This window comes from Rhodococcus sp. 27YEA15, from assembly GCF_049739425.1.
GTDB lineage: Bacteria > Actinomycetota > Actinomycetes > Mycobacteriales > Mycobacteriaceae > Rhodococcus_F.
On record NZ_JBMHHW010000002.1, the window covers coordinates 585,836 to 611,338 of the forward strand.

A 25,503-nucleotide genomic window follows, 5' to 3' on the forward strand; every position below is an offset into this window, starting at 1 on the left:
GTACGGCCTCGACGATCCCTTGATCCAGCAGTACTGGGATCGGCTGTCGGGGTTGGCAACCGGCGATCTCGGGTGGTCGTACCAACGTGACGAGCCGGTATCGCGCGTGCTGGCGGGCCAGGTGACCCCGACGCTGGTGCTCGCCATCGCGGCGGCCCGTTACCGGTCTGGTGCTGGCATTGTGCGCGACGGTGGCGACGGTCGGGCGGACAGGGGCGTCACCGAGGTTGCTGGGCTTCGTGGAGGTTCTCTTCGTGGCGACCCCTCCGTTCTGGACCGGGATAATCCTGTTGTCGATCTTCTCGTTCGGACTCCAGTGGTTTCCGGCGTTCGGATCGACCGGACCGGTGAGCCTGGTGCTGCCGACCATTGCGCTCGCCCTGCCCATTGCCGGTGTGCTGGCGCAGATCATGCGAAATCAGTTGTTGTCGGTCGAACGCTCGGCGTTCGCACTGACCGCACGGGCCAGAGGCCTCACCGAGCGTTCCGTGTTCTGGCACCACACGATGCGTCACGCGGTGTTGCCGACGGTCACGATGTCCGCGTGGACCCTGGGAACGCTGATCGGCGGAGCGGTTCTCGTCGAACAGGTCTTCTCCCGACCCGGTCTGGGCCGGGTTCTGGTGGATGCGGTGAAGGGACACGACACACCGGTGGTCACCGCGGTGGTCACGATCTCAGCGGTTGTCTTCGTGATCGCCAACACCGCGGCCGATCTCACCGCGCCGCTCGTCGATCCGAGACTTCGCCGCGTCCGGGAGGCGAGCGTATGACGATCGGCGACATGGCGGCATCAGAACTCCCCGAATTCCCTGTGCCCGGATCCACCGCGTCCGACAATTCCGTTCGGACCAAGGTGACGATCGGGTTGACCGTGTCCGGGATCGTCCTCGTTGCGTTGATCCTGTTGTTCCCCGGCTGGTTCGCCACCGGGTCGCCGACCGCGACCGACGCGCAACACTCGTATGCCGCACCGGGCTGGGGGCATGTTCTCGGCACCGACCAGCTCGGCCGGGACGTCTACTCGCGGATCATCTACGGTGCGCAGGTGTCGGTGATGATCGGCATCGTCGCAGCGTCGATCGCACTCGTGATCGGATCGATCGTGGGCTTGGCGTCAGCATTGGGAGGACGATTCGTCGACTCGGGTTTCATGCGGGTCGTGGACATCTGGATGGCTTTTCCGGAAGTTCTGCTCGCGCTCATGATCATCGCGCTGGTCGGACCCGGATCAGCCAACATCGCAGTGGCGGTCGGCTTCGCCGCGGCGCCCTATTACGCCCGGCTCATCCGCGGTCAGGCGATGTCGGTGAGCCGCTCGGAGTACGTCGAGGCGGCAAAGGTGGTCGGCGTCCATCCGGTGCTGTACGGAATCCGGCACGTGCTGCCGAACATAGCCGGTCCGGTGATCGTGCTCGCCTCGCTGGGTACCGGAACCGCCGTGGCGGCAGCCGCGGGGCTGAGCCTTCTCGGATTGGGCCCACCACCGCCGAGCCCCGAATGGGGAGCGATGATCGCTGCCGGCCAGCCGTACCTGTCGAGTGCGTGGTGGATCGCCACATTCCCAGGCGTGGCACTGGTGCTGGTGGTCGTCATCTTCACCGTTGCGGGTCGCAAACTGACGAAAGGCAGGCGGTGACATGACGTTTGTTGAGGTCTCAGGCCTTCGCATCGGCTTCGGAGCCCAGAAGCGAGTTGTCTCCGGTGTGTCCTTCGCGATCGCCCCGGGTGAATGTCTGGCGTTCGTCGGCGAGTCCGGTTCGGGTAAATCGGTGACGGCCCGGGCCCTACTGGGTTTGAGTGGTCCGGGCGCGACGGTGCACGCCGATCGCTTCCTGATCGACGGACGGGACGCCACCGGATTCGACGCCGCCGACTGGCGAGACGTGCGAGGCAGGCGAATCGGACTCGTTGCGCAGGATGCGATGGAGTCGCTGGATCCGCTGCGCACGATCGGCAGGGAGGTGCAGGAGGCGGTTCGAGAGGCGCCGGGAGGTTCGCCTGAGCGAAAGCGGTTGGCCTTCGACGCATTACATCGGGCAGGCATCGCCGACGCAATCACCCGTTTCGGCCAGTATCCGCACGAGCTGTCGGGCGGACTGCGCCAAAGGGCACTGATCGCGTCCGCGGTGGCGGCCCGGCCGGACTTGCTCGTTGCGGACGAGCCCACCACGGCGCTGGATGTCATTACCCAGCAGACGATCTTGGACCTCGTCGTTGACATCAAACGTGAGGGGACCGCGATCCTCTTCATCAGCCACGATCTGGCGGCGATCTCGAAGGTGGCCGACCGGATCGCGGTGATGAAAGACGGTGTGTTCGTCGAACAGGGAACGACCGAGGAGATCCTGACGCGACCGTCGCACGACTACACCAGGCACCTGCTGGACAGTTCGAAGCACAATCGGCGCGTCGGCCCGGGAAAGCGGGGGAACACCGTCCTCGACGTCGCCGGCGTCAGCAAGTCCTACGGGCGGCGAGTCGCGGTCGGCGATGTCTCGTTGACCGCCGCGGCGGGGGAGACCGTCGGCATCGTCGGCGAATCGGGTGCCGGTAAGAGCACACTCGGCCGGCTGATCATGGGACTGGACCGACCGAGCACCGGAACGATTCAGGTGAACGGGGCGCCGTGGTCGGAACTACCCGAACGCCGTCGGCGCCGGATCCGACGGCGGATTCAGCTGATCCACCAGAACCCCTTGGCGGCCTGCGATCCCCGGTACTCCGTACGGCGGATCATCGCCGAGGCGACGAGGCCGGGCACCGCCGTGACCGAACTTCTCGCCCTGGTGGGGCTCCCCGCCGATGTCGAACGACGGCGCCCTGACGAGATCTCCGGCGGACAGCGGCAGCGAGTTGCGATCGCAAGGGCCCTGGCAACCGAACCGGATGTCCTGGTGTGCGATGAGGCGGTGTCGGCTCTGGACGCATCGGTGCGTGGTGAGATCCTGGATTTGTTGGCAGAGATACAGAAGGAACGCTTGCTGGGCATCGTCTTCATCACCCACGATCTGGGTGTGGTTCAGGAGATCTGCGATCGGGTTCACGTGATGAAGGATGGGGTGGTGGTCGAATCCGGTTGGACTGCAGAGGTCTTCGAGAACCCGCAGCACGCCTACACCGCAGCGCTTTTGGACAGTGTGCCGCGCATCGAGTTCCCGGTGACCGCGCGGGTCGGGGGTGGCGACGGCGCGTGGACGTAGCCACGCGCCGGCGATGGCGCGGTACGCCGGTCAGGGCAGACGTACCCGGTCGTCGGCAGGCACGGCCAGCCCTGCCGCGACGGCGCGAAGCCGTTCCTCGGCCGCTCTCAAGGAGATCGCGGCGAACGGGGCGAACATCTCCGATCCGTGGAATGTCCCGGGAAACGAATGCAGCTCTACGCCGACTCCGGCAGCGGAAAGCCTGGCAGCGTACTCGACTCCTTCGTCCCGAAGGGGATCCAGTTCTGTCGTCGCCACGTACGTCCTCGGTAGACCGGACAGGTCGGATGCCCGGGCGGGCGCAGCGTAGTACGTCACGTCAGGGTCCCCGGGGCGTTGGTGTGGCCCGAGATAGGCCGTCCAGGCGGCGAGACCGCCCGCACTGGTGAAGCCCGGAGTGTCCGTGAAGTCGATCGCCGAACGGGTTGCCAGTCGATCGTCGAGCATCGGCACATCGAGTAGCTGGAACGCCACGGCCACCTCGCCTTTGTCGCGCGCGAGCAGAACCGTCGCTGCCGCCAGGGCGCCGCCCGAACTCGCGCCACCGACGCCGAATCGATCTGGGTCGAGTCCGAGTGCGTCGGCCGACGCCGCGAGGTGGGTCAACGCCGAGTAGCAGTCATCGAGGGGCTCGGGGAAGGGATGTGCCGGGGCCAGCCGATACTCGACGCCTGCGACCGCGATGTCGAGCCGGGCCGCGATGTCGGCGCAGAACCTGTTTGCGGCGCCGGCACTTCCGGCGGTGAACCCACCGCCGTGAATCCAGACGAACACCGGCACCGGATCTTTCGGGCGTGGTCGGCGATAGAGACGGATCGGCACGCCCTCTGGTGTCACCAGATCGACACCCACAACCGGTGGCAGTGCTCGTCGGGCGGCGGCGTCGGCCAGCTGCTGCTCGGCTGCGGTCCGGATGGCGGCGAACGTCTGCGGCGGGGCGTGGCGCAAGTCGTTGGCGACCGGTGCCAGCTCGGGATCGATCCGGGCGCGCCAGTCGTCGGGGTCGCTCATCGGCTCGGCTCCACTCCGAGCCCGTCGCTCGGGATCAGTTCGGTGTTCGGCGTCCGTGTGCGAGGCGACTCCAGCGTTTCACCAGCGGATCCTCCACCAGGACGAAGAGAGCTCGCCCGATCGCGACGCTGGCACCGAGCAGCAGAAGACTCATGACGATCGCGCCGACATTCGAACGCCACGCCTCGATACCGACCGCCACCTGCGCGTAGTGCAGGACGAGGTAGTGGACCATGTAGAACGCGAACGAGGCCTCTCCCAGCCAAACCCACGTTCGCGAACCGAATACCGTTCCGGGGCCTCGGGAGTCGCGCACGGCGGCCGCCCCGATCACGAGCGCGATGGGCACCACGGTCGGCATGACCATGGCGTACACCGTCGTCATGAGTGAGAGCTGCAGTCCGAAACCTGCCACCAACACAAGCGTCGCGACCGGCAACGAGATCGGTATCCACCGCTTATCCATCACGATTCGGGCCAGGAGGATGCCGAGGATGAAGTCGAGCAACAGAACCGGCGGGAACGCGTAGACGAACCAGTTCTGGTAGATCGACATGCCCATTCCCGGCAACTCGGGTTCGCCGGAGAGCAGCGTGTCGGCGACGACCGGCGCCGCCGCGATCAAGGCGGCGACACCGACAAACCAGAGCCTCAGGCGATGTGCGGGGATCCGCACGATCAGGCGGTGCAGGAACGGGAACATGAAGTAGAAGAACAATTCGACGCTCAGTGACCAACTGGGGATGTTGATGGCCCGCAGGATCTCGGCGTCGGGAACCACGCGTTGAGCATCAGGAGGCTAGGGCACCAGTTGTCCGGTGGTGATCGCCTCTCCGGCCCACACGGCCAAGACGATGGCAATGGCCCATGTCACGAAGTGATTCGGGTAGATCTTGACAAATCGGCGCCGCCAGAAGCCGAGGTCGGAGTCGTTCTTCTTCGCCGACCATGTCAACACGAAACCGCTCAGGACAAAGAAGAAGCCCACTCCGGCGAATCCTGCCGCGGTCGCCCACTCGGGGAGCGTGCGGGTTCCGGTCATGGTGGCGACGAGATAGGCGTGGCAGACGAACACGGCCGGCGCGGCACAGAACCGCAAGCCCGTGAGTGAGTCGAGCCGACTGGAACCGGTGGTACCTACCGGGATGGTCATGTCAGGTGTCCTTTGTGTCTTCGCGAGATCAGGTGTTTCGTGCGTGATCCCGGACGGCGTGGAGCGTGCGGGAGATGTCTGAACGCAGTGCTCGTCCGGAGTCATGCAGGAAGAAGTGGCCGCCGGGAAAGACTTCGAGTTCGAACGAGTTCGTGGTGCTGCGGCTCCACTCGGCGATGTCGTGGACATCGACGAGGTGATCGTCGGAGCCGGCGTACGCGCGGATCGGGACATCCAGCGGATCTGGCGCGGCAGGGATGACTCGACTGTGCAACGCGTCGAGATCAGCCCGCAGTAGGTCAACCGCCGCCTTCGTCCAGTCGGGGTAACGACGGACCACCGCCGACATCCCACCGATCCCGACCAGCAGATCCGCCACGTCGTCGTCGGTGAGGTCGGCGACCGACATCGGGGGCGCGTACTGGTCGCCCGGGTAGGCGCCCACGAACAGCGTCTGCGGCAACCGTCGATCGCGATGTGCCTGTCGACGGGTCAGTGACGCCGCCACGGCCGCGCCCATGCTGTGTCCGTAGAAGGCGTACGGGACGTCCAACCAGGGACTGATCGAATCGTCCAGTTCGTCGATGAGTGCTGCGAAATCGGTTATGGGGCTGTCCTTTTTGCGGCTCTCCCGACCGGGCAGCTGCACGGGGTAAACCGCGATGTCGGGCCCTGGTTCGTCCACCCAACCGGCGTAGGTCGAGGCTCCCGCGCCAGCCTGATGAAAGCAGAACAAGCGGATCGGGTCGGTGGGCGCGGGTACCCGATCGAGGTAGGGCGTCACGATTCCGTCGCCAGGGCGTAGATGCGCGCCAGGTTGTCCGCCTCGAGTACTTCGGCGAAGGGAACAGGTCGGCCCGTCTCCCGCTCCAAAGCGGTCAGGAGCGTCAACAGGAGCACCGAATCCCACCCCGCCACCTCGTCGAGGTTGCGCTGTACGTCGTCCACGTCAACCGTCAGGCCGAGCTCACGGTTGACGAGCCCGACGAAATCGTCGATCGAGGTCATGCTGTCGTTCCTTCCAGTTCTGCGGTGACCCGAACGTGATCGGGTGCGGCGGGCAGTGTTTCGAGTTCGTGCCGGAAGATCGTCAGGGACCCGTCGTCGCTGACCTGTGCAAACCCCGAACGGGTGTAGAAGTCCCGGACCTTGTGATTCTTCGACGACCGCCGGTACTCACCCGTCACCGCGGTCACACCGTGTCGGTGGGCGTGATCGAGGAGCGCGGCCAGCGACGCCTGCTCGATCCCACATGAGAACACCCGGCAGCTCAACAGGAAATTGTCGATGTGGATCTCTGGCCCGGAGCGGTGCGCGAGTATCGCGCCCACCAGTCCGTTGTCGCCAAAGCGGTCGGTGGCGTGGATTCCCAGCACATAGCTGTCCGGATCGCGGTGAAGGGCCTTGACGTCCGCCGGCTGAAGACGTTGTGTGGTGAGGTTGAACTGGTTGGTACGCAGGGTGACCTGCGAGATCCGAGGCAGTTCCCAGTCGTCGGCCCGGGCCACCCGGACACCCACGTCGAGTTCACTGAGGTAGTCGTTGACGGACTCTCGAACGTGTGGAGAAAGTCGCGCCGGACCAGTTCTTCCTTGTAGCGCTGCGGCCGCAGCCGATCGTCGGTCGTCAGTTCGATCGTGTCGAACCAGCCGTCGGTGAGCAGCTTCTCGACATGGTGGGCGGGTTCGGTGTCGAAGGAGATGACATCGACGTCGGGAAGTTCGCGGGTGATGAGCCCGCGCTCGTAGGCGCTGTCGTCGACGAACACGATGCTGTCGACTCCGAGGTTCAGATCTCGCGCCAATTCCTGCAGGTTGTCGTGTTTGGGCCGCCAATTGGCCACGATTCGCACGAAGTCATCCTCGTGGAGGGTCATCCGGGGGTGATTGCGGAGTGCATCGGTGGCGGGTTCGATGTCGTTCTTGCTCACCGCCGCGACCAGAACTCCCTGTGCGGCCAGTTTTTTGACGACGCCCTGCAGCGAGCGGAAGGCCTCGCCCCGGTAGGTGTCGGCGACCTCGATGCCCTCGATCCCGTCGTCACCGAGCACGCCGCCCCAGAGTGTTCCGTCGAGGTCCACCGCGAGGACCTTCTTGCTCCGACCGAGCCGTTGCCTGGCGATGTGGCCGACCTCTCTGGCGTATCGACTCAGCAGTTCCGGACGCAGGTGGGCTTTCGCGTAGACGCTCAATCGCGGTTCGGTGACGGCGATTCCGTCGAAGTACAGTGTCTCCGTGTCCACCACGACGACGCCCGCAAGCTCGGCCAGTCCCAGGATTCGCACGTTGGCGCTTCGCCAGATGGCTCCGAGCCGTGCGCGCGATCGGTGATCAGTGAGCTGTGCGGCAGCCACTCGGGGGAGCGGGATGGTGTTGAGTACCAGGGTCGTTGCCGGGTTCCGCCGAGTGAAGTGCGTGACCAGCGAGGCCAGGAGATCGATCCGCTGATCGAGTACCGACTGCACGTTGTCGGGACGCCAGACCGGTGGAACAGATCCGAACACGACGGCGGGATCGAGTACAACGAGGGCCAGGTCGGGTGGGGACACCGAGAACGGTGTCTCGCCATCGCCGAGATCGCGGATCCAGGAGTCGAAATCGGATTCATCGACGCTTGCGAAAAGGCCGTGGCGGGCACACTGTGCGGTCACCGCGGCTGAAAGGCCGCTCAGGACTGCGTTACCTGTCACCCCGACGGTGATGGTCGGGGTCCCCGGATGCGAGGCCAGGACGTCGTGCGCCGTGATCTTCGACAGCGCGCGGCCGGCTTTGGACAATTCGCCGGGTGACAGATCGGCGAGCAGCTCGCGGACCCGGGGATACTCGGCGGCGAGGTCGCCACGTCGATGTAGGGCCAACACGGGCTCGGCGCCGACGCCGGTGGGTTCGACGGCAATGCTGTGTGAAGGGCTGGGCATGTCGTCCATGCTCGTGGTCTGCGCTGAAGCCGAACCAAAGCGCAGCACAAGCGGCACATTCTCGACAGAACCCGGCGGGTCGGTGACCCGCCGGCCGAAGATACGTAGTTTCTCTGATGTGCTGTGCCGATCGGTTGGGCAGACTTCTGTGATAACCGGTCCGAAGTGCCCGGTCCATCGTAGTCGGCGCTATGAACGGGAGGTCAGAGTGCGTTATCAAATACTTGGTGGGTTGAACGTAGTGTCGGACGACTCCCGCGGCAATGACGAGCAGTCGGGCGAACAGGTGACCGAGGACGTGTCGTCGCTCGGTGCGCGCAAGGTTCAGACGGTTCTGGCCGCGTTGTTGATCCGATCGAATCAGGTTGTCTCCAGTGATCAGTTGCTGCGTGAACTGTGGGGAGATTCTCCACCGCGCCGTGCCACCGCCGGTCTGCACGTCTACATCTCGCAGCTCCGCAAGTACCTGACAACGGTGCAGCCGGGCCGGTCTCCACTGATCACGAGGGCGCCGGGATATCTGATCGAACTCGGTAACGATGATCTCGACCTGCTGGTGTTCCGCCGGCTCGTCCGAGAGGGGCGCACGCGGATGCGGGCAGGCCGTCATGAAGAGGCCTCGGCCTCGTTCTGGTCCGCGCTCGAGTTGATCCGGGGCCCGATACTGAGCGATCTGGACGAGGGGGAGATCGTCGGCCGGTTCGGCACCTGGGCTGAGGAGGCGCGACGGGAATGTGTCGAACTGCTCGTCGAATGCGACTTCATCCTGGGGCGTCACCGTGAGCTGATCGGCTTTCTCTACGACCTCGTCTACGAGCAGCCGCTCCGCGAGGTCTTTTATCACCAGTTGATGCTGGCTCTCTACCGGAGTGATCGGCGCGCGGATGCGCTCCGTGTCTACACAACCGCGCGCGAGACGTTGACGCGGGAGCTCGGGCTCGAACCGTGTCGTGCACTGCGCGAACTACATCAGGCAATTCTCGTCGGCGATGAAACCCGCTTGGCGGGCTGATCAATCCGTTTCGTCGACGCTCGATGTTCGAAACGAAAAGTACGTGCGGTCCTGCCTACCAGCATCCGCATCTCTCGGAACGAGTGCTGAAGTACGGCTCGAACAATGAGGATCCCGAGGGATTGAATCCGACCGTCGAGGACGCGGCGACCGTCGAATACGAGCTGTTCGACGGCGACGTTAAGGTCGGACAGACGAAGGGTGTGGGCCGGATGCTCTACAAGCGTGACGACGGTGCCTTCGTCGCGTATTTCTCCGAAGTGATCACACTGACCGATGGCACCGTGATACGGACCGGCGGACTCGTCGACGACTCACGTCTGACCGCGGGTGAGCAGGCGACCATCCAGGCCGTCGGCGTCGCGGGTAAGTTCAAGGGGGCGGTGGGTTTCCGGCAATTCCGGCCCGGTTGACACCCACAAGGAATACAAGTCCAACATTGTGCTGTATCGCCGTTGACGGGTCGCCGAACCTTGATTTCCGATCGGCAAGACCTTCGCGAGTCTTCGATTTGGCCAATTGGGATCTGAATGGCACTGTCACGTTAATCGAAAAATATAGCGGTGCAGCTAGTTTGGGACAGGCCGCTACGGGACGCCGCCGGGCAGTTAACTTTCAGGCGACGGTGTCGGGCGCGGTGACTTCCTGCCAGGCCGCAAAGCGGTCGGCCATCTCGGCACGCCACTCAGGCGCCGAGAGTCTGTGCCGGGTGGGCCGGAAGTGCGGTGAAATACCCGCGAAAGCGGAGAGGAAGCGTTGCGCGTGTCCGGGTGATGTGAAGCGTTTCATCGCCCGCTCGCGTTGTCGGGTCGGTTGATGGGAATTCTCGGCCCGGTTGCTGAAAGTACTTGGATCGGCGATGCTCGACCGAGGCCAGTATTTCGCGGTGAGCGACGCTGTAGCTGGTCAGCTTGTCGGTGACGATCACTTGCGGCGCATACTGCAAGCCCTTGAGCAGCTTACGGAAGGATCGTTTGGCGGCGTTGCCGTTTCGGCGCGACCGGACCAGCACATCGAGCACGTTGTCGTGCTGGTCGACCGCCCGCCACAGATAATGGTGGCTGCCGTTGATGCGGATGAAGACCTCGTCGAGATGCCACTTGTCGCCGGGCCGCGCTCGCTGTCGGCGCAGCTGGTTGGCGTATGCCTGCCCGAATTTGTCGCACCACCGCCGGATCGTCTCGTAGCTGACCACGACACCGCGTTCGAGGATCATCTCCTCGACTTCACGGAAGCTGAGCGGGAACCGGAAGTACAACCACGCGCAGTGGTTGATGATCTCGACCGGGTAGCGGTGACCTTTGTGCAACGGTATAGAGGTGCTCACGCCACATTCTCCCAGTTTGCCGCGTTCAACAACGTGACAGTGCCCGCGCAGGACGTCATCGGCGGTGAACGGTTCGATGCCGACGCGAGCTGACCACGGCACGGTGAAAACGCGAAACAGATGGTCCCCTACAGGCGCTGGTACCCATCTGGGGAGGTAGAGTCATCGGTATCGGTGAAGCTGGCGACGCCACCTTTTCAGTGTGCGCAGGACCGGAAGTTCCTGCGGGACAGGATTGTCATGAGAAGCCCCGTCAGACCTGTTGCCGATGCGCCTTCTTCGATCATCACTGACACCTCTTCTCCGGCCGTCGAGGATGTTGCGGTATACGAGTACAGCAGTGATGAAATATCTTCTGCCGTAGAGCGTTTCGGTGCGCTTTTGCGAACGTCGATGGACTTGCCGGTGTTGTTACAGGCGGTGTGCGGACAGATCGTGGCGACGATCCCAAGTGCGGACATGGCGGGGGTGACCGTTCTCTCTGTCGACAGCAACCCGCCGGAGACGGTGGCGCGTACGGATGAGCGCGCTCTCGATGTCGATGTCGATCAGTACCGGGCGAACGAAGGTCCGTGTCTCGAGGCGGCTCGGGCAGGGCAGGTGGTGCGGGTTCGGGTCGACGATGCCGCGCGGAAATGGCCGGTTTTTGCCTCAAATGTCGCTGGGATGGGGGTGGCGAGTTACCTGTCGGCGCCGTTGACGACCGACGAGCAGCATGTCGGTGCGCTCAATCTTTACAGTTACAGCGATCATGGTTTCAGCGAGATCGACGAGGTGTTGTTGCAGGTGTTTGTCGCCGCGGTCGAAGGAGCGGTGTGGAATGCGCGGCGGGCGCAGCAGTGGCGTACGGAGGTTGACGGTTTGCATGAGGCGATGAGGTCGCGGGCGGTGATCGAGCAGGCGAAGGGGGTGTTGATGGCGTTGCATGGGATCGATGATGTTCGGGCCTTCGAGATGCTCGTGGAGCAGTCTCAGCAACGCAATATCCGTGTGTGCGTGTTGGCTGCCGAGTTGGTGGGATCGCTGACTACGAGGTGATCAGCGTCAGTGACGCCTGAGTATGATCGGTACTGCTGGTCTGGTGGTGTCCACGCCACGCGCGCGCAGCCTGCGCGCGAGTCTCAGGCGCGCGCGGTCACAGTCCTTCGTCCACGCCACGCGCGCGCAGCCTGCGCCGCTGGTCGGTGTGAAAGTCGGCTCACGAAGATCGCACGTTTGAAAATGCTGCACATCCGCCAGTCAACCTCCCCGGCCGACACTGACCACCCTGGAAATGACGAAGCCGCCGGCACCGAAAAGGTGCCCAGCGGCTTCCACAAGGTCGGTGCCCGTCTTGCGCCTCTTGGCAAGTGGCCGCTCGAAGCGGCATTCTTTCGGTGGTACCCGGGGCAAAGAACGTCAGCACGGTCAGCCTCTACAACGAACCTCTACGCAGAGTTATTCGGGTGCGCTGACCTGCATTGCGGTCAGTCGTCACTGTCGACCACGAAGATCGATGTCCAGGACCGCCGGAATGTCCCACCCTGGCGCACAACTTCTTGATGTCCTATTGCCCAGCGATAGTGGCGATTCTGATAGAAATTGTCTTCTTTCCAAACACATTTGGGTCTTCAGTGATTACCGGAACCGTCCCACCGGCGAGATTCTTCGGGAGGGATCAGCATGATGCTCATCGCGATACTGCCACCTGGCCGGCGTTGTCCTTCTTCTACTCTCGCGACTCCATAAACCTCGATCGGAGTATCGCGCGGCACTGCCAGTGGCCAGGCCACGAATGCGCTGGAAACAGACTGGTGGATAAGGTCATTCCGGCACGCAATCATCAGTAATGTGATCAGTAATGTGACTAGAAGACCTACAGGGCGGTCGGCCTTGTGCGGATCGCACTGGGATGGTCATGTTATATTCTCCAGGACCGCGCTCAGCGACGTGACAGAGCCGTTTCGACGGGCACAGTGGCGAGCGTCGCGGGATCAGTATTGGCGCCGCAGATGACGACACAGACACGCTCTCCAGTCGTAGGGGTGTACGCGCCGGACGTCAATGCCGCGTACGCGGTAGCCGCCCCGTGTTCGGCAGCGATGCGGTACTCGGTCCACAGGCGCGTTCGGGCGGCGTCGATGTCTACGTCGTCGACCAACACGCTCGAAACAGCGATTTTGGAGGCGGTGTCGAACGCGACGTTGCCGATGCGCCGTGCGCCGAGTGAATCCGCTGCGATACCCGATACGGAAACATCGAGGGGTTTTCCCGCGGTCAGGGCGGCGTTCAGCGTCGGGATCGTTCGCGGTTCGACAGCAACCACTTTTGCCCGTCCGTCGATTCCGGCAAGAACACCGGCCAACAAGCCGCCGCCGCCGACGGAGACGATCACGGTGTCGATCTCTGGTTCGTCGTGCAGGATTTCCTCAGCGAGGGTGCCTGCTCCGGCCGCGATCTCGAGCTGGTCGTAGGCGTGGCAGAAGACGGCGCCGGTCTGTGAGGCGTACTCGATTGCAGCATCGAACGCTTCAACATACTCGTTTCCCACCTGACGAACGAGCGCGCCATATTCACGCAGTCGTGCGACCTTTACCGGGGGAGCGGTCAGTGGAACGAACACTGTGGCCGGGACTCCGGCGCGAGCAGCGGCGTAGGCATTGGCCATTCCGGCATTGCCGCCGGACGCAGCGACGATGCCCACGGCGGGGTCCAGTTCCCCCCGGGACTTCGCCGAAAACACTCGATTGAATGCTCCCCGCGCCTTGAACGAACCCGTGTGTTGCATGAACTCGCATTTCAGCCAGAGTGGCTGGGGGCTGCCGTAAACCTGGACGAGTGGGGTGCGGCGGATGTGTTCGCGGATTTGGACGTCAGCGGCAAGGACATCGGAACGGGTAAGCATGGTTTCCCTTCATCGCGACTATTTACGTGAACGAAATGATTGGGTCTAGCGAACGAGTTCTTTAAAACATACACTTCGTTCGTAACAATGAACTAGTGGCGACGGTCACACTGTCGTCGAAGGAGTGTCATGCCCAAGCAAATCGTCCCGGTTCCGGTCCTGTCAGAGGCGTTGTCGCACGCACCGCTTTCACTTGTCACTCGGGCCGGGAACTTCGTGTATGTTTCCGGGACGCCGCCGTACTCCCATGTGACCGGTGAACTTGTTGTAGGTGATATCCGCACCCAGACCCGCGAAGCCCTCGCATCCTTGGAGGCGTGCCTCACCGCAGCTGGTGCGAAAAAGTCCGACGTGGTCAACATCCGCATCTACTGCTCGAACGCCGGGTGGTACTCGATGATCAACGAGGTCTACGCACAGTTCTTCGGAACCGACTTTCCCTCGCGTACCTTCGTGCCTGTTGCCTCCTGGCCGGCACAGTTCGATCTCGAAATCGACTGTGTGGCCTACCTCGACGACTCTCGCGAGAACCAATCATGACCGACACCAACACCGCTCCACGCAGCCTGGACACGATCATCGACTTGCTCTCCCTCGACACCACGAGCAGTCGAACCAACCTCCCGCTGACCACCCGAATCGCGGAAACCCTCGAAGCCGCGGGGGTGCCCGTGATACTCCAGCAGAGCCCCGACGGCTACAAGGAGAACCTGCTCGTCACCATTGCCGACGCAGACGGCCGCACTGACGGAGGGGTGCTGCTGTCCGGACATCTGGATACTGTCCCGGTCGAGGGTCAGAATTGGACGAGCCCACCGTTTCGACCGCAGGTGCGCGACGGCCGCCTGTACGCGCGTGGTGCGGCCGACATGAAGGCATTTTGTGGGTCGGTGCTCACGCACCTACCGGACTTTCTGGCAGCGCCGTTGTCGGTGCCCTTGAATGTCGCGTTCACCTACGACGAAGAAACCGGTTGCGCCGGTGCTCGGCAACTACTCGATCTGCTCACTAGCGATGGCACGCCGCGTGTGGGGATAGTCGGCGAACCGACCTCGATGCGCCCGGTCATCGGGCACAAAGGTTGTCGCCGATATCGAGTGGCTTTCCGAGGCCGCTCAGTGCATTCGTCGCTGGCGCCGACCGGTGTTAATGCCGTTGCTTTCGCCGGGCGCTTAGTGGCTTTTCTCGCCGACCTGTCCGACCGGTTGTCCATCGAAGGGCCATTTTCGGATCAGTTTGCTGTTCCCCACACGAGTGTGAGCGTCGGGCCGATCCATGGTGGAACCGAGCCGAACATCGTACCTAGCGACTGCACAGTTCATGTAGAAATTCGCCCAGTGCCTGACCATGATGCCGATGCCCTTGAACGTGAAATTTTCTCCCGAATCGCCGTATTCGAGCGCGCGATGCGTCAGGTCGACTCAAGCACCGGCGTCACCATCGAACGAGTCGTCGACGTCCCCGCGCTGGCACCGGACCCATCTGGACCTGCGCTGGACCTCGTCAACGGCTTGACCGGCGAAGCACACGACGGTAGTTGGGTCTCTTACGGCACCGAAGCCGGCATCTATCGCAGCGCAGGCATCGACACCGTGGTTTACGGGCCAGGGTCGATCGAACAAGCGCACATCCCGGATGAGTACATCGACCTCGACCAGATCCGCTCGTGTGATCAGTTCCTTGATCGCCTGCGGACCAATATGCAGTCTGCGATCCCTTTTCTCTCTCTCCTCAGCAAATAAGGACGCGTGATATGGCCCCCGAATCCCGTAGCCCAGCCCATGGACCGACCACGACCGACATACCCAGAACTACTCCGACAGCCGAGCAAGTGCGCGACGCGCGCAAGGCTGTCGTGGCCGCCTCTGTCGGTAACGGACTTGAGTGGTTCGACCTCACCGTCTACGGCACCTTCGCCGTCACAATCTCGGCTCTGTTCTTCCCCACGGACAACCCGACATCCTCGCTGATGCTGGCGTTTTTGTCCTTCGGGATCTCGTTCATCATGCGTCCGATCGGGGCCGTCGTCATCGGAAGATACTCCGACCGTAAGGGCCGCAAAGCAGGCTTGATGCTGTCGATCATGCTGATGTTCGCCGGTACCGTGATAATCGTAGTGGCGCCCACTGCAGCCACGATCGGCGTCGCCGCCAGCGTCATCATCGTGTTGGCTCGCCTCTTGCAGGGATTCTCGGCAGGAGGTGAATTCGCCAGCGCTACAACATTCCTTGTCGAATACGCACCAAACCGTAAGTCGTTTTACGGCAGCTGGCAGGTAGCGACCCAGGGAGCGGCGATCCTGCTTGCAGGTCTGTTCGGCTTCATCTTGAACAACTACCTGTCCGAGCACTCGCTGGAGAGCTGGGGTTGGCGTGTTCCGTTCATTTTCGCCCTGCTCATCGGGCCGGTTGGCATGTATATCCGCAACACCATGGAGGAAACCCCCGAGTTCCGGAGTACCACTCCTTCCAAGGCCCCGGTCACCGATACCTTCACCACCAACCGAGGCCAGATGCTCACCATCGTCGGAATCGTCGCGCTGTGCACGGTGTCGGCCTACATGGCCTTGTACATGCCCACCTATGCGATCCGCTCCTTGGGGATGGATCCAGCCGGTGCCTTCGTCTCCACCTTGACATTCGGCGCAGTCCTGTTCGTCGCTGCGCCGCTGTTCGGGATCCTCGCAGACCGGATCGGTGCCACCAGGGTCATGCTCCCCGCCGCCATCGCCAGCGCTCTCACCGCCATCCCCCTGTTCGCGCTCATCGACGGCTTCCCGTACCTGCCGATGATGGTCGGCATCGAGATCATCTTCGGTTTGTTGGCCGCCGCCTACTTCGGGCCGGTGCCGGCCCTGATGTCGGCACTCTTCCCCGCCGAATCTCGAACCACAGGCCTGTCAATCGCCTACAACATCGGCGTCACCGTATTCGGTGGCTTCGCCCCGTTCATCTTGACCTGGCTTATCGACTTCACCGGGACTGCGCTGGCGCCGAGTTTCTACTTGCTCGCCATTGCTATCGTGTCGGTGTGCAGCACAGTAGTAGTACGACGCCGATACGCTCAGCGCTGATCGCATGGTAGGCAGAGCCGCGGCGATGAAGGACTCCCTGGGCGAACACGTTCTCAGGAATGTTTGGTGGACCCTGTGACCGAACGTGTGGGTGCCGCACTCGGTCCTCAGCTCAAACGGCGCCGCGAACAGCGCGGCCTTTCCGCTGCCGAACTCGCACGTCGGGCCGGCATCGGGAAGGCATCCTTGTCGAGTATCGAAGCAGGCCGAGGCAACCCGACGATCGACACTCTCGCCGCTCTCGCCGCGGCTCTGCACCTGCCTATCACTGACTTGCTCGACGACCCAGTTTCTTCCGGCACGGTCCACCGAGCCAGCACGTCACAGACCGTTGGGGAGATCAGCCGCGAACTACTCCGACGGGTCGGCGCAGGTCACAGCACCGAGATATGGCGTCTGCGGATGCCTGCCCACACCCGAATGGACGGTATCCCCCACGCGGCAGGAACGACTGAGCACCTCCTGGTTGCCAGCGGCCAGGTACTCGCGGGAATCCTCGACGAACCGGTCACTATCAAAACCGGTGACTTCCTCAGCTTTCCCGGCGATCTTCCCCACCGGTACGAAACCTTCGACAGCGAAGCCGACATCGCAGTCTTCCTCGTCTCCCCTACACTAACCTGACCAATCCAGTTCCGAGACAACTCGATTGAATGACCGACCCTGACGGGTCCACTCCACCCAACATTTCGGGTATCCGCTTACCACACGGCAACAGCGTCCTGCACGTTCACCAATTTTCGCCAATAGCCTACGGCGATGCCGGCTCGAAATTCGGTGTCGCAGTCTGGACCGCCATCGCTCCACACTAGCCATAGGTCATACCTATCGATAACACGAAGAGGGGCTGCACGAGTGCCAAAGCCATCATCCGTCGATCGCCACTCTCGTAAGCCAGAGGCAAGTCAGACACGCACTTACCTTGACGACACCTACCTCGATCATCTCCATACCTCCATCGTGGCGCTCGGAGTGCGAGACGGTCGTGAATGGGTTGCATTGGAGCAGTGTATCTTTCACCCGCAGGGGGGAGGTCAACCTGCAGACAAGGGTTGGCTTGACAATCATGAAATCGTCCCGACCCGCGATCCTGAATCCGGTCTGGTCATCGTGTCAGCCGTCGTTGACGATCAAGAGCGCGGTCTCTACCACGTCGGCCAATCCGTGTGCAGCCGAATTGATCTTGAGCAACGACTACAGAACGCGGCCTATCACACCGCTGGGCACCTCCTTGAAGCAGCAGGTCAAGCACAAGGGTGGACTCTCCTCGGAAACATCCACTTTCCGGGTCAGGCCCGAATCGAATTCGCAATCGATCGCTCCGACACACGCCTCCTCGACGAGTCGGGGCGATCCCGCGTCGCTGAGGAACTACGTGATAGCGCGATGGACGCGATCGCCAGCGATCTTCGTGTATCGGCCGACGTCAATGACGCAGGTTTGCGGACGGTCCGTATCGGAGACCTCCATGTTGCGCCGTGCGGGGGAACACACCTGCATCGTCTAGGCGAATTTGCCGACATCACGGTTCCCACCCTCAAGATCAAACGAGGCCGCATCCGCGTTTCTTACGCCGCCGAACTCACCCGCTATAAGCGTTCGTAATCACGTTGACGTGCGAGTTGTACGGTACCGGCTTTTCGTTTCTGGACCAGTGCTATTTGGTACGCACTTCCGGTGCTGCAGTTCTGCGACGACAGGAATCCGTATTGGAATGTGTTTTCGGAACCGGGAGCGTCGACCGCATTCGGACCGATTTAGTGACCAACACCCGACTACCGCAAATCGTCGACCGGAACTTATGGTCGAAACCGAACGGGTCCGCTCGGACGCTCTCAATGAGAACGACCGTGATCAGATCCGGACGATGATGTCCATCAGCGTCGAGAGCTCTACAGCTCACTTTCGGATTGGCCGCGCTGGACCCACTTGTGAGGCTTTGTGAGCTGGCAGGAATCGGTCCAGTGCCCGCCGGCGCGTGGCCGACCCACAACTAAGGAAATGGGATGGCCGCGCGCCGCGTTTTGTCGAAGATATTGGAACGAAAAATGTTCCTGTGCATCTTCTATCGAAGTCTGACAGAGGGCGTCACACCAACCACAGTCACTCTGATTGGGGAGACACCGAACGTCGATCAGGTATCCGACCGACCATCTTTCGGCTGCGGGCTCGCTGCGGTCGTCGCGAGCACTGCGCCGAGGACAATGGCATCGACATCTGTGATGACTGCGGTGAGGTGGAATCCCGCTTCCGTGAGGATTCGGCTGGTGTCGCCACTGCCGCCAAATGCGGCTGCGGTGATACCTGCGTCTCTAGCCGCGCTCACGATGTGTGAGAGCGGTGCGCCGGCGTCTTGCGCGTTCAACAGGTCGTGCACAGTGATTCCGAGTGCACAGGCGAGATCGAAGAGGCCGACGAAGACGCCCGTGACCCCTGGGACAGCGGCGATTTCTTTGACGGATCCGAGTCCTTCCGCGGTCTCGATCATGACGAGGCATTCGATCGTCGCGTTGATCTCTTCCGGGGTTGCGTTGGCTGCAGCGCCACCCCGGTATGGTCCCCAGCTGCGTCGGCCGACGGGCGGGAACCGTGTCGCCTCTACGGCGGCTCGTGCCTCGTGTGGTGAGTTGATCATGGGCACAATGACGCCGTCCGCCCCGTTGTCCAGGGCGCGGCCGATCTCGGCAAAAGAGTTTTCCGCAACCCGGACGTACTTCCGTCCGTTCCAGTTCCGCAGTGCCGTAAGGATGTCGAGAGTATCTCCAGGACGGGCGAATCCGTGCTGCTGATCGATCGCAATCCAACCGAATGGTTCCTGCGCAAGAGCAATAGCCGCTTGTGGGTCCCGCAGCGTAGACCAAATGCCAAGCGATCCTTCTGTCATCGCTGCACCGCGCTCTCGACCAAAGTGGAGAGGTCAGTGTTTGCGCCGCAGAGCGCAACCGCGATCCGTGCCCCCGGCTCAGTGACGAATGCGCCCGACAATAGGCCCGCAACCGCTGTTGCTGCGGCGTGTTCAACAACGACTCTGTATTCGCGCCATAGGAATTCACGTGCGGCGACGATCTCGTGTTCTTCGACGACGATGGCCTGCGGGTGGTGCTGGCGGGCGAGATCGAAGGCAATCGATCCGATGCGTCGTGCGCCCAAGGAGTCGGCCGCTACCCCTCCCACAGGCCCGTCTACGGGCTCCCCGGCAATCAGAGCATTGTTCAGCGCGGAACACATACGCGGCTCGACAGCCACCACGGTGGTACCGGCCGGGGCTGCGAGCATCGCGCCTCCGACCAGCCCGCCTCCGCCGACAGCTATGAACACCGCGTCGAGATCGTCGACGTCTTCGATAATCTCCGCCGTCATGGTGGCCGCTCCGGCAACCATTTCCGGTTGGTCGTAGGGATGCCCGAAGGTGGCGCCAGTTTTGGAAGTGAAATCCATTGCAGAAACATAAGATTCGGCAAATTCCGACCCGACGATACGCACGTCGGCGCCGAGCCGAAGCAACGCGTCCACTTTCACAGCCGGAGCAATTGACGGAACAAACACGGTGGTCGCGATACCGAGGCGCTTGCCTGCGTACGCGTAAGCGAGTCCGGCGTTTCCACCCGACGCGCAGACAACGCCGGCGTCAGTCAGTTCACCGGACGATCGTGCGGCAAGAACTCGGTTGAGCGCACCGCGAGTCTTGAACGAGCCGGTGTGTTGCAGGTATTCGTGTTTGAACCACACATCAGCTCCGCCGATCTGTGTCCTCGACAATGGAGTTCGACGAATATAGGGCGCGATCCGCTGATGGGCCACGGTGACAGAATCGTCAAGGAAAGGGTTCATGATGTCTCTCTATTCAGGTCGAACGGTCAGGCTGAGGGGACGGTGGGTGCCGCAGAGTGCAGCTCTTTGTCGCCGTCCGAGCGCGGTCCCTCTTGCGCAACGGGAGCTTGTTCGACGGGTGCTGGGCGGTTCTTCACCGGCTTCCCATCCGGTCCCTCGAAACGTCGGCCCCACCCGGTCAGGACAGCAACGAGAATTACCACGGTGAGCGCAAACGGGTAGATCATTGCGGGAAAGATCTCGAATGGTGAAAGTGACTCCACCTCAGCAAACCCGACGGTGAGGCTTCCACCAAGAAAGAGGGAGTAGCTGGCGAACGGGAAGACGGAGCCGACTCCCATTGCAAAGCAATCCATTACGTTTGATCGACGGTAAGGGTGCAGCTGCACCTGGGCCCCCACTCGATCCATGATCGGCCCGAGGAACAGTAGTGCCGGCCCGTTTGCTCCAGCGAATCCGATGGTTCCCAGAGCCGAAGCTGCGCCGATGGACAACTCCGCGCCAAGTGGTGTCTGTGTGAAGCGTCCACGGGTGAGCAGAGCAATGAGGTCATCGAACACGCCCGCTGCCTCGGCCACGCCGACGATCGCAAACACTGCCAGCAACATTGCAACGAGCGACATCATCCCCGCCGCCCCGTCGACAAGGAAGCCGGACGGCACACTGTCCGTCACTCCGATGATGTCGGCCGGGGAGAAGAGATTGCCGAAAAGCCCGACCGCTATGCCAACTGCCAGCGCAACGCCCAGCGCTGCAAAGAGGTTCTTCTTCCAGAACGCAACGACGAGGAGGGCGACAACCGCTACGAGCATCAGAAGACCACCGGGCTCGACGGCAGGTCCAGTCGCCTCTGTCGACGTTGGACGCACAGTGGACATGCCGAGCACGGCAAACAGGACTGTGGCAATGGCAGCAGCAGAGAGGGAATATCGGCTACGAGCACGGACGACGCCGGAAACCTCGGCGATACCCTCTCGGCGGCGGTATCGCTGGGTGGAAGCGGAGATGATCGTTGTGTCCGAGAGGGGGGCGAGGTTGTCACCGAACAGGGCGCCAGAGATGATCGCGCCCGCAATGAGCACAGGCGATGCCCCGAGTACGGCACCTGCCGGATAGAGCAGCGGAAACAGGGTAATGAGCGTGCCGCCAGCCGAGCCGGTTGCCATCGCGATACAACAGGTGATCACGAACGTCATGACCGGGAACAGCCCTGCCGGTACCGACAGCGTTTCCGACAGCCAGATGAAGCCGTCCGAAATGCCGCTGTTCTTCAGCATGGAGCCGACGATCCCGACGATCGGCATGAGCAGTACCAACGTGGCACACGTCGGAGACGTCAAGCCGCGCACGGCAGCCTCCCAGAAGGTGCCCTGGCTACGTGCGAAGGCCGACGCGACCAGTAGCCCGACTAGACCACTCACCGCCAGCGCAGTCAGATCGAACGCCCCGAGCACGAGAAACAAGATGATAGTGCCGCCACCGAAAACGATTGGGGCGACATACGCGCCCAGGCGGCCGATCCGGAAGGTCAACCTGTCCTCATCCAGATTGTTGATGAGGGAGGAACTGGTCTCGTTCGACATGTGGCTCCATTACTCAAAGCATGGCAGTCCGCCATTGATAAACGGACCGAGGGGAAAGTGTGGGGGACGATCGCTGGCACTTGAAATGTGACCTGCATCATCATCAAAATTCACTATAACGTAAAATTTTTTCAATACAATAGAGGTTCTTGGTCAATCTTCATCCCTAAGGAGTTGTTAATGTCGCAGCCTCAGCGCTTCACTGTCGTTACCCCAGAAGGAGCCGCCGCCCCGCAGGCGCCCTACTCTCCCGGCATACGCGCCGGCGACTTCCTCTTTGTGTCAGGCCAGGTCGGCATCGACGTCTCTGGGCAACTGGTTGCTGATGACGTGACCGCGCAGGCGAGGCGGGCGCTTGGGAACTTGGAGGCCATCGTGCGCGCCGCCGGGGGCAGGCTCCACGACGTCGTCAAGACGACCGTTCTGCTCGCTGACATCGCCGACTTCGCCGTCGTGAACGAGATATACCAGGATGCATTCGCCGGTGGCATCCTGCCTGCCCGGACCTGCTACGCCGCCGGAACACTTCCCATCGGCGCCAAGGTCGAAATTGAGGCCACGGTCTACCTCGGGTAGGAGTCGATTCCAGATTGACAGCTACCCTCGCTCAATGGTCACGCTCAGCCAATCCGTCGCGGCACAGGTCAAGTCCCGCCGCAAAGCACGCGGCATGACCGTCGTCGTGCTCGCGCAACGAGCGGGTATTTCCGTAGGAAGTCTGTCTGCTGTCGAATCGGGTCGCGGTAACCCCACCCTCGAAACACTTAATGCGCTGGCGCTGGCGCTGGCGATTCCGTTGACGGACCTGATTGCTGAGCCCGTTCCGGAGACCGCGCACGTCGTCGCGGACGTGTTCGAAAATGCGGTACAAGCACATCAGGTGTTACACCGCCTCAGCGGCGCGTATGCAATCGAGATCACACGAACCTGGTTTCCTCCTGGACGTCATTTCGTGGGCATTCCCCATACACAGGGCAGCGTCGAGTACGTATTCTTGGTTTCCGGCACCGTGACGGCAGGACCGACAAATGCTCAGTCGACGCTCGCCGCAAGCGACTTGTTGATCTTCCCGGGGACAGTGCCCCACGAGTACACAGCCGGAGACGAAGGCGCGGAAATCGTCACGATCATCGCAACGCCCAACTACCCGGAGAACCCCATCTCTTGATGAGCGGCGAAGCAAGCGAGTCGCAGCACGGTCCTAGTTGCTGGTGTCGTTGCTGTGGCCGTGGGTGTCGACTCCGCGGCGGCGAACTGGACTGCTGCCCATACAGATGAGGAGAAGTGTGTGGATCTTTCCTCACGCTGTCTGATGCGTTCGAGCCTCGGCCCAGGCCAAACTGGGATTTGCATTTCGTCCGTACCCAAATACCGCGATCTGTCTGTGGGCTGCGCACACATCGACTGCAGAGCCATCTGCTCGGGTTGAATGACCCACGCCGTCGTTGCCGTCCGCGGGGCGAGAACAGAGCAGAACCCGCCCATCTCACGACACCGGGAGAACACCATGTATGACGTTCACGCCACGAGAACGACAACAGTCGCAGAACACATCAGCTCGAAGGCATCGACCCGATGACGGCGTTCGCAACCGCGCGACTCGCTGAGAACGCCCTCGTCGACCTGTCGGTGATCGCCACGTCTCACCGAAAAGGTGAGAGAGGCAATCGCTGATCCGGCCACAACCTGTTCGAGCACCAAGATTTCTGCCCTGCGATTCGTGGAAACGCGCTGGTCCCTGCGATCACCGATCGCAGGGACGTCGGCATCGTTAGCGATCGAGGTGCGCTGACCAAACGTTGTTCCCGGTCGGTGGGTACTCGCCAGCGCGTTGCACCGCACCAAATCCGCGACAAGGAGAGCGCATAAGTCATGATGCGATCGGCACTCGGGTATCCACGGCCGGTGGCGAGCGAGTGGAACTGGCAACTCGAAGGACGGTGTCGCTACCTGAACCCCGATGTCTTCTTCGGGAGGAACAATGAGGAGCGCGGTGTACGAATTCGTCGCGAGCGCGCGGCGAAGGATATCTGTGACAGCTGCCCTGTCCAGATGAGGTGCCTGGAATACGCGATTGACAGCGGCGAACGCTACGGGGTGTGGGGCGGCACGTCCGAAACTGACCGCCGAGATCTGTTACGCAGCGCGAAGCCACGTACTACAAGGTGAGGCCGTACGAGCTGAGGATTTTCTCGAAGTGCCGGTACGTTCTGGGTGTGTTGACGACGAACTTTTGCATCTGCTCAGCCTATGGAGTGGCACGACAGAGCACGAACAGATAATGAAGCTGGGCGCCTCGACGGCGCCTGTGCTCGGTACGTCCACTGCGTATGGTTGGACTTCCGGTTCCTGCTCAGCTTCCATGAAGTCGAGGAGCTGATGCTCGAACGCGGTGTCGGGGTCAGTTACGAGACGATCCGCCGGTGGTGCGCCAAGTTCGGGCAGACCTACGCCAACCAGCTGCGCCGGCGGAGGGCCCGGCCCGGTGACACATGGCATCTCGACGAGGTCTTCATCAAAATCAACGGCACCCAGCATCACCTGTGGTGCCGATACTTGGATCATGGCGAGTACGAATGAAAAAGAACTGGAGACCGTCACGGCCGACTTCGCACGGCAGTGGTGGAAGGAATTGATGGCAAACACCGTCGCACTGGTCGAGGACGCGGCGCTGCTTGCTTCCAATGACAGTCCAGGCCGGGCCCAGTCTCTGATCGTGCTCACTATGGAAGAGTTCGCCAAGGCGCGCTGGCTGTACGAGGCCGCCGAGCACGAGTGGACTGCTCCTCTCGGCCTATACGGGTTTGAGCCCAGACCCGCCGGCGACGTGATCGTGCCGGAGGGCCTGAGGTCAACCCGGCGACCTCGCGCGGAGAAGCTGCAAGCGGCTGAGTAATTTGCCCCGGGGCTCGCCGGATTTTGGAGCGTGGATCTGCGGATGGATTACTACGAGCGCCCGGATCTGGAGACGTTCACCGCCACCGCTAAGCAGCGCAACCTCGGCAAGCAGGCGGGCTTCTACGTGGACTGGGATGGTGAGAGCATCACCAGCCCACTCAGTACCACTGCCGACGACATTGCGGACATCATCCCGCGGGCCGCCCAGGTGGTGCAGATACACCTGATTGAGGACCACACCCGCCAGCAAGACGCGGCGGACCACTCCCTGATCAACTCTGCCGAAGACCTGCACTGGGCAGTCATGCCATACTCAGACCCTGAGCTGTTCGCGGATTTCGCCGCGCGCCACTCAGCTGATGGGGACGAGTATGGGAGAGGCGGGACCTCCCGAGGCGCGTTGTCCGGAACTCGCAGTCTTCGCTTATCGGGAGCGGTGGTCCTCACCCTTACACTGATCGGGCGGCGCTCCCGGGGCCAGGGTCTAAGGGTTTGACCTGTGAGGATGACATGTCCTGTGATGGGTGTGTGGGTGCCTGCGATTTAGATGTCGGCGGTGGGGGTCGGCGGGGTATGGGGTATTCAGGCTCGGTGGTGTGAGGGAGGGGCTG

At 62.3% G+C, this 25,503-nt stretch carries 23 protein-coding genes and 4 pseudogenes; 16 read left to right on the forward strand and 11 right to left on the reverse strand.

What is annotated here, in order from left to right; all coding sequences use genetic code 11:
• The first annotated feature begins 191 nt into the window (after window positions 1-191).
• From ABH922_RS27690 to ABH922_RS27700, 3 genes are read left to right on the forward strand one after another with little or no spacing between them, the layout of a single operon-like run.
• Entirely contained in the window at window positions 192-773 is a 582-nt protein-coding gene (locus tag ABH922_RS27690; protein WP_424810222.1) for an ABC transporter permease, read from the forward strand.
• Window positions 770-1,639, forward strand: coding sequence for an ABC transporter permease (locus ABH922_RS27695; protein ID WP_424810223.1), 870 nt, complete (start codon window positions 770-772; stop codon window positions 1,637-1,639). Before ABH922_RS27690 ends, ABH922_RS27695 begins: the two co-directional genes overlap by 4 nt.
• A 1-nt stretch (window position 1,640) precedes the next feature.
• Window positions 1,641-3,203, forward strand: a complete 1,563-nt coding sequence (locus ABH922_RS27700; RefSeq protein WP_424810224.1) for an ATP-binding cassette domain-containing protein — start codon at window positions 1,641-1,643, stop codon at window positions 3,201-3,203.
• 30 nt (window positions 3,204-3,233) lie between these two features.
• Here ABH922_RS27700 and ABH922_RS27705 read toward each other — a convergent pair whose 3' ends face one another.
• The 6 genes and pseudogenes from ABH922_RS27705 to ABH922_RS27730 all read right to left on the reverse strand — a co-directional run bounded on the left by ABH922_RS27705 (window position 3,234) and on the right by ABH922_RS27730 (window position 8,284).
• A complete protein-coding gene (locus tag ABH922_RS27705) occupies window positions 3,234-4,214 on the reverse strand; it encodes an alpha/beta hydrolase (protein WP_424810225.1) in 981 nt (326 codons plus the stop codon).
• A 34-nt stretch (window positions 4,215-4,248) separates the two neighbouring features.
• Window positions 4,249-5,472, reverse strand: a pseudogene (locus ABH922_RS27710) (acyltransferase family protein).
• Entirely contained in the window at window positions 5,396-6,151 is a 756-nt protein-coding gene (locus tag ABH922_RS27715) for a thioesterase II family protein (RefSeq protein ID WP_424810226.1), read from the reverse strand. The pseudogene ABH922_RS27710 and the gene ABH922_RS27715 overlap by 77 nt, the downstream one beginning before the upstream one ends.
• Window positions 6,148-6,375 (reverse strand): phosphopantetheine-binding protein, encoded by a 228-nt coding sequence (locus ABH922_RS27720; RefSeq protein WP_424810227.1) that lies wholly within the window; start codon window positions 6,373-6,375, stop codon window positions 6,148-6,150. Before ABH922_RS27720 ends, ABH922_RS27715 begins: the two co-directional genes overlap by 4 nt.
• Entirely contained in the window at window positions 6,372-6,641 is a 270-nt protein-coding gene (locus ABH922_RS27725) for a hypothetical protein (protein ID WP_424810228.1), read from the reverse strand. The genes ABH922_RS27720 and ABH922_RS27725 overlap by 4 nt, the downstream gene beginning before the upstream one ends.
• A complete protein-coding gene (locus ABH922_RS27730; protein ID WP_424810229.1) occupies window positions 6,638-8,284 on the reverse strand; it encodes an HAD-IIIC family phosphatase in 1,647 nt (548 codons plus the stop codon). Before ABH922_RS27730 ends, ABH922_RS27725 begins: the two co-directional genes overlap by 4 nt.
• Before the next feature lie 241 nt (window positions 8,285-8,525).
• Here ABH922_RS27730 and ABH922_RS27735 point away from each other — a divergent pair, with 241 nt between their 5' ends.
• Together ABH922_RS27735 and ABH922_RS27740 are read left to right on the forward strand one after the other, a co-directional pair.
• Entirely contained in the window at window positions 8,526-9,296 is a 771-nt protein-coding gene (locus ABH922_RS27735; protein ID WP_424810332.1) for an AfsR/SARP family transcriptional regulator, read from the forward strand.
• A gap of 23 nt (window positions 9,297-9,319) precedes the next feature.
• On the forward strand, window positions 9,320-9,709 hold the full coding sequence (locus ABH922_RS27740) for an allene oxide cyclase barrel-like domain-containing protein (protein ID WP_424810230.1): 390 nt from the start codon (window positions 9,320-9,322) through the stop codon (window positions 9,707-9,709).
• Window positions 9,710-9,911: 202 nt separating this feature from the next.
• On the opposite strand, the pseudogene ABH922_RS27745 reads toward ABH922_RS27740, so the two are convergent.
• A pseudogene (locus ABH922_RS27745) lies at window positions 9,912-10,623 on the reverse strand (IS6 family transposase).
• 174 nt (window positions 10,624-10,797) lie between these two features.
• On the opposite strand from ABH922_RS27745, the gene ABH922_RS27750 reads away from it, so the two are divergent.
• Window positions 10,798-11,661: an ANTAR domain-containing protein gene (locus ABH922_RS27750; RefSeq protein WP_424810231.1), complete on the forward strand. Its 864-nt coding sequence runs from the start codon at window positions 10,798-10,800 to the stop codon at window positions 11,659-11,661.
• Between the two features lie 883 nt (window positions 11,662-12,544).
• Here the strand turns inward: ABH922_RS27750 and ABH922_RS27755 are convergent.
• A complete protein-coding gene (locus tag ABH922_RS27755) occupies window positions 12,545-13,507 on the reverse strand; it encodes a threonine/serine dehydratase (RefSeq protein WP_424810232.1) in 963 nt (320 codons plus the stop codon).
• A 129-nt stretch (window positions 13,508-13,636) separates the two neighbouring features.
• On the opposite strand from ABH922_RS27755, the gene ABH922_RS27760 reads away from it, so the two are divergent.
• From ABH922_RS27760 to ABH922_RS27780, 5 genes are all read left to right on the forward strand, one after another.
• Window positions 13,637-14,047 (forward strand): RidA family protein, encoded by a 411-nt coding sequence (locus tag ABH922_RS27760; protein WP_424810233.1) that lies wholly within the window; start codon window positions 13,637-13,639, stop codon window positions 14,045-14,047.
• Window positions 14,044-15,249 carry an acetylornithine deacetylase gene (argE, locus tag ABH922_RS27765; RefSeq protein WP_424810234.1) on the forward strand — a complete coding sequence of 402 codons (1,206 nt, stop codon included), beginning with the start codon at window positions 14,044-14,046 and terminating at the stop codon, window positions 15,247-15,249. Before ABH922_RS27760 ends, argE begins: the two co-directional genes overlap by 4 nt.
• 11 nt (window positions 15,250-15,260) lie before the next feature.
• The gene (locus tag ABH922_RS27770) at window positions 15,261-16,580 is read left to right on the forward strand and encodes an MFS transporter (RefSeq protein ID WP_424810235.1); all 1,320 of its coding nucleotides are present in this window, start codon (window positions 15,261-15,263) and stop codon (window positions 16,578-16,580) included.
• Between the two features lie 75 nt (window positions 16,581-16,655).
• A complete protein-coding gene (locus tag ABH922_RS27775) occupies window positions 16,656-17,204 on the forward strand; it encodes a helix-turn-helix domain-containing protein (RefSeq protein ID WP_424810236.1) in 549 nt (182 codons plus the stop codon).
• 762 nt (window positions 17,205-17,966) lie between these two features.
• A complete protein-coding gene (locus ABH922_RS27780) occupies window positions 17,967-18,185 on the forward strand; it encodes a hypothetical protein (RefSeq protein WP_424810237.1) in 219 nt (72 codons plus the stop codon).
• A gap of 529 nt (window positions 18,186-18,714) precedes the next feature.
• Here ABH922_RS27780 and ABH922_RS27785 read toward each other — a convergent pair.
• The 3 genes from ABH922_RS27785 to ABH922_RS27795 are packed head-to-tail and all read right to left on the reverse strand — an operon-like array spanning window position 18,715 to window position 21,994.
• On the reverse strand, window positions 18,715-19,464 hold the full coding sequence (locus ABH922_RS27785; protein ID WP_424810238.1) for an HpcH/HpaI aldolase family protein: 750 nt from the start codon (window positions 19,462-19,464) through the stop codon (window positions 18,715-18,717).
• Window positions 19,461-20,411, reverse strand: a complete 951-nt coding sequence (locus ABH922_RS27790; protein WP_424810239.1) for a threonine/serine dehydratase — start codon at window positions 20,409-20,411, stop codon at window positions 19,461-19,463. Before ABH922_RS27790 ends, ABH922_RS27785 begins: the two co-directional genes overlap by 4 nt.
• 26 nt (window positions 20,412-20,437) lie before the next feature.
• A complete protein-coding gene (locus ABH922_RS27795) occupies window positions 20,438-21,994 on the reverse strand; it encodes a Na+/H+ antiporter NhaC family protein (RefSeq protein WP_424810240.1) in 1,557 nt (518 codons plus the stop codon).
• 180 nt (window positions 21,995-22,174) lie between these two features.
• Here ABH922_RS27795 and ABH922_RS27800 point away from each other — a divergent pair, with 180 nt between their 5' ends.
• From ABH922_RS27800 to ABH922_RS27820, 5 genes and pseudogenes are all read left to right on the forward strand, one after another.
• Complete coding sequence (locus ABH922_RS27800; protein ID WP_424810241.1) at window positions 22,175-22,570, forward strand: RidA family protein; 396 nt, start codon at window positions 22,175-22,177, stop codon at window positions 22,568-22,570.
• 34 nt (window positions 22,571-22,604) lie between these two features.
• Complete coding sequence (locus ABH922_RS27805) at window positions 22,605-23,162, forward strand: helix-turn-helix domain-containing protein (RefSeq protein ID WP_424810242.1); 558 nt, start codon at window positions 22,605-22,607, stop codon at window positions 23,160-23,162.
• Between the two features lie 707 nt (window positions 23,163-23,869).
• Window positions 23,870-24,163: a WhiB family transcriptional regulator gene (locus ABH922_RS27810; RefSeq protein WP_424810333.1), complete on the forward strand. Its 294-nt coding sequence runs from the start codon at window positions 23,870-23,872 to the stop codon at window positions 24,161-24,163.
• A 153-nt stretch (window positions 24,164-24,316) separates the two neighbouring features.
• Window positions 24,317-24,541 (forward strand): annotated as a pseudogene (locus tag ABH922_RS27815) (IS6 family transposase); the annotation flags it as partial.
• A gap of 16 nt (window positions 24,542-24,557) precedes the next feature.
• Window positions 24,558-25,388, forward strand: a pseudogene (locus ABH922_RS27820) (AbiV family abortive infection protein).
• Window positions 25,389-25,503 lie beyond the last annotated feature (115 nt).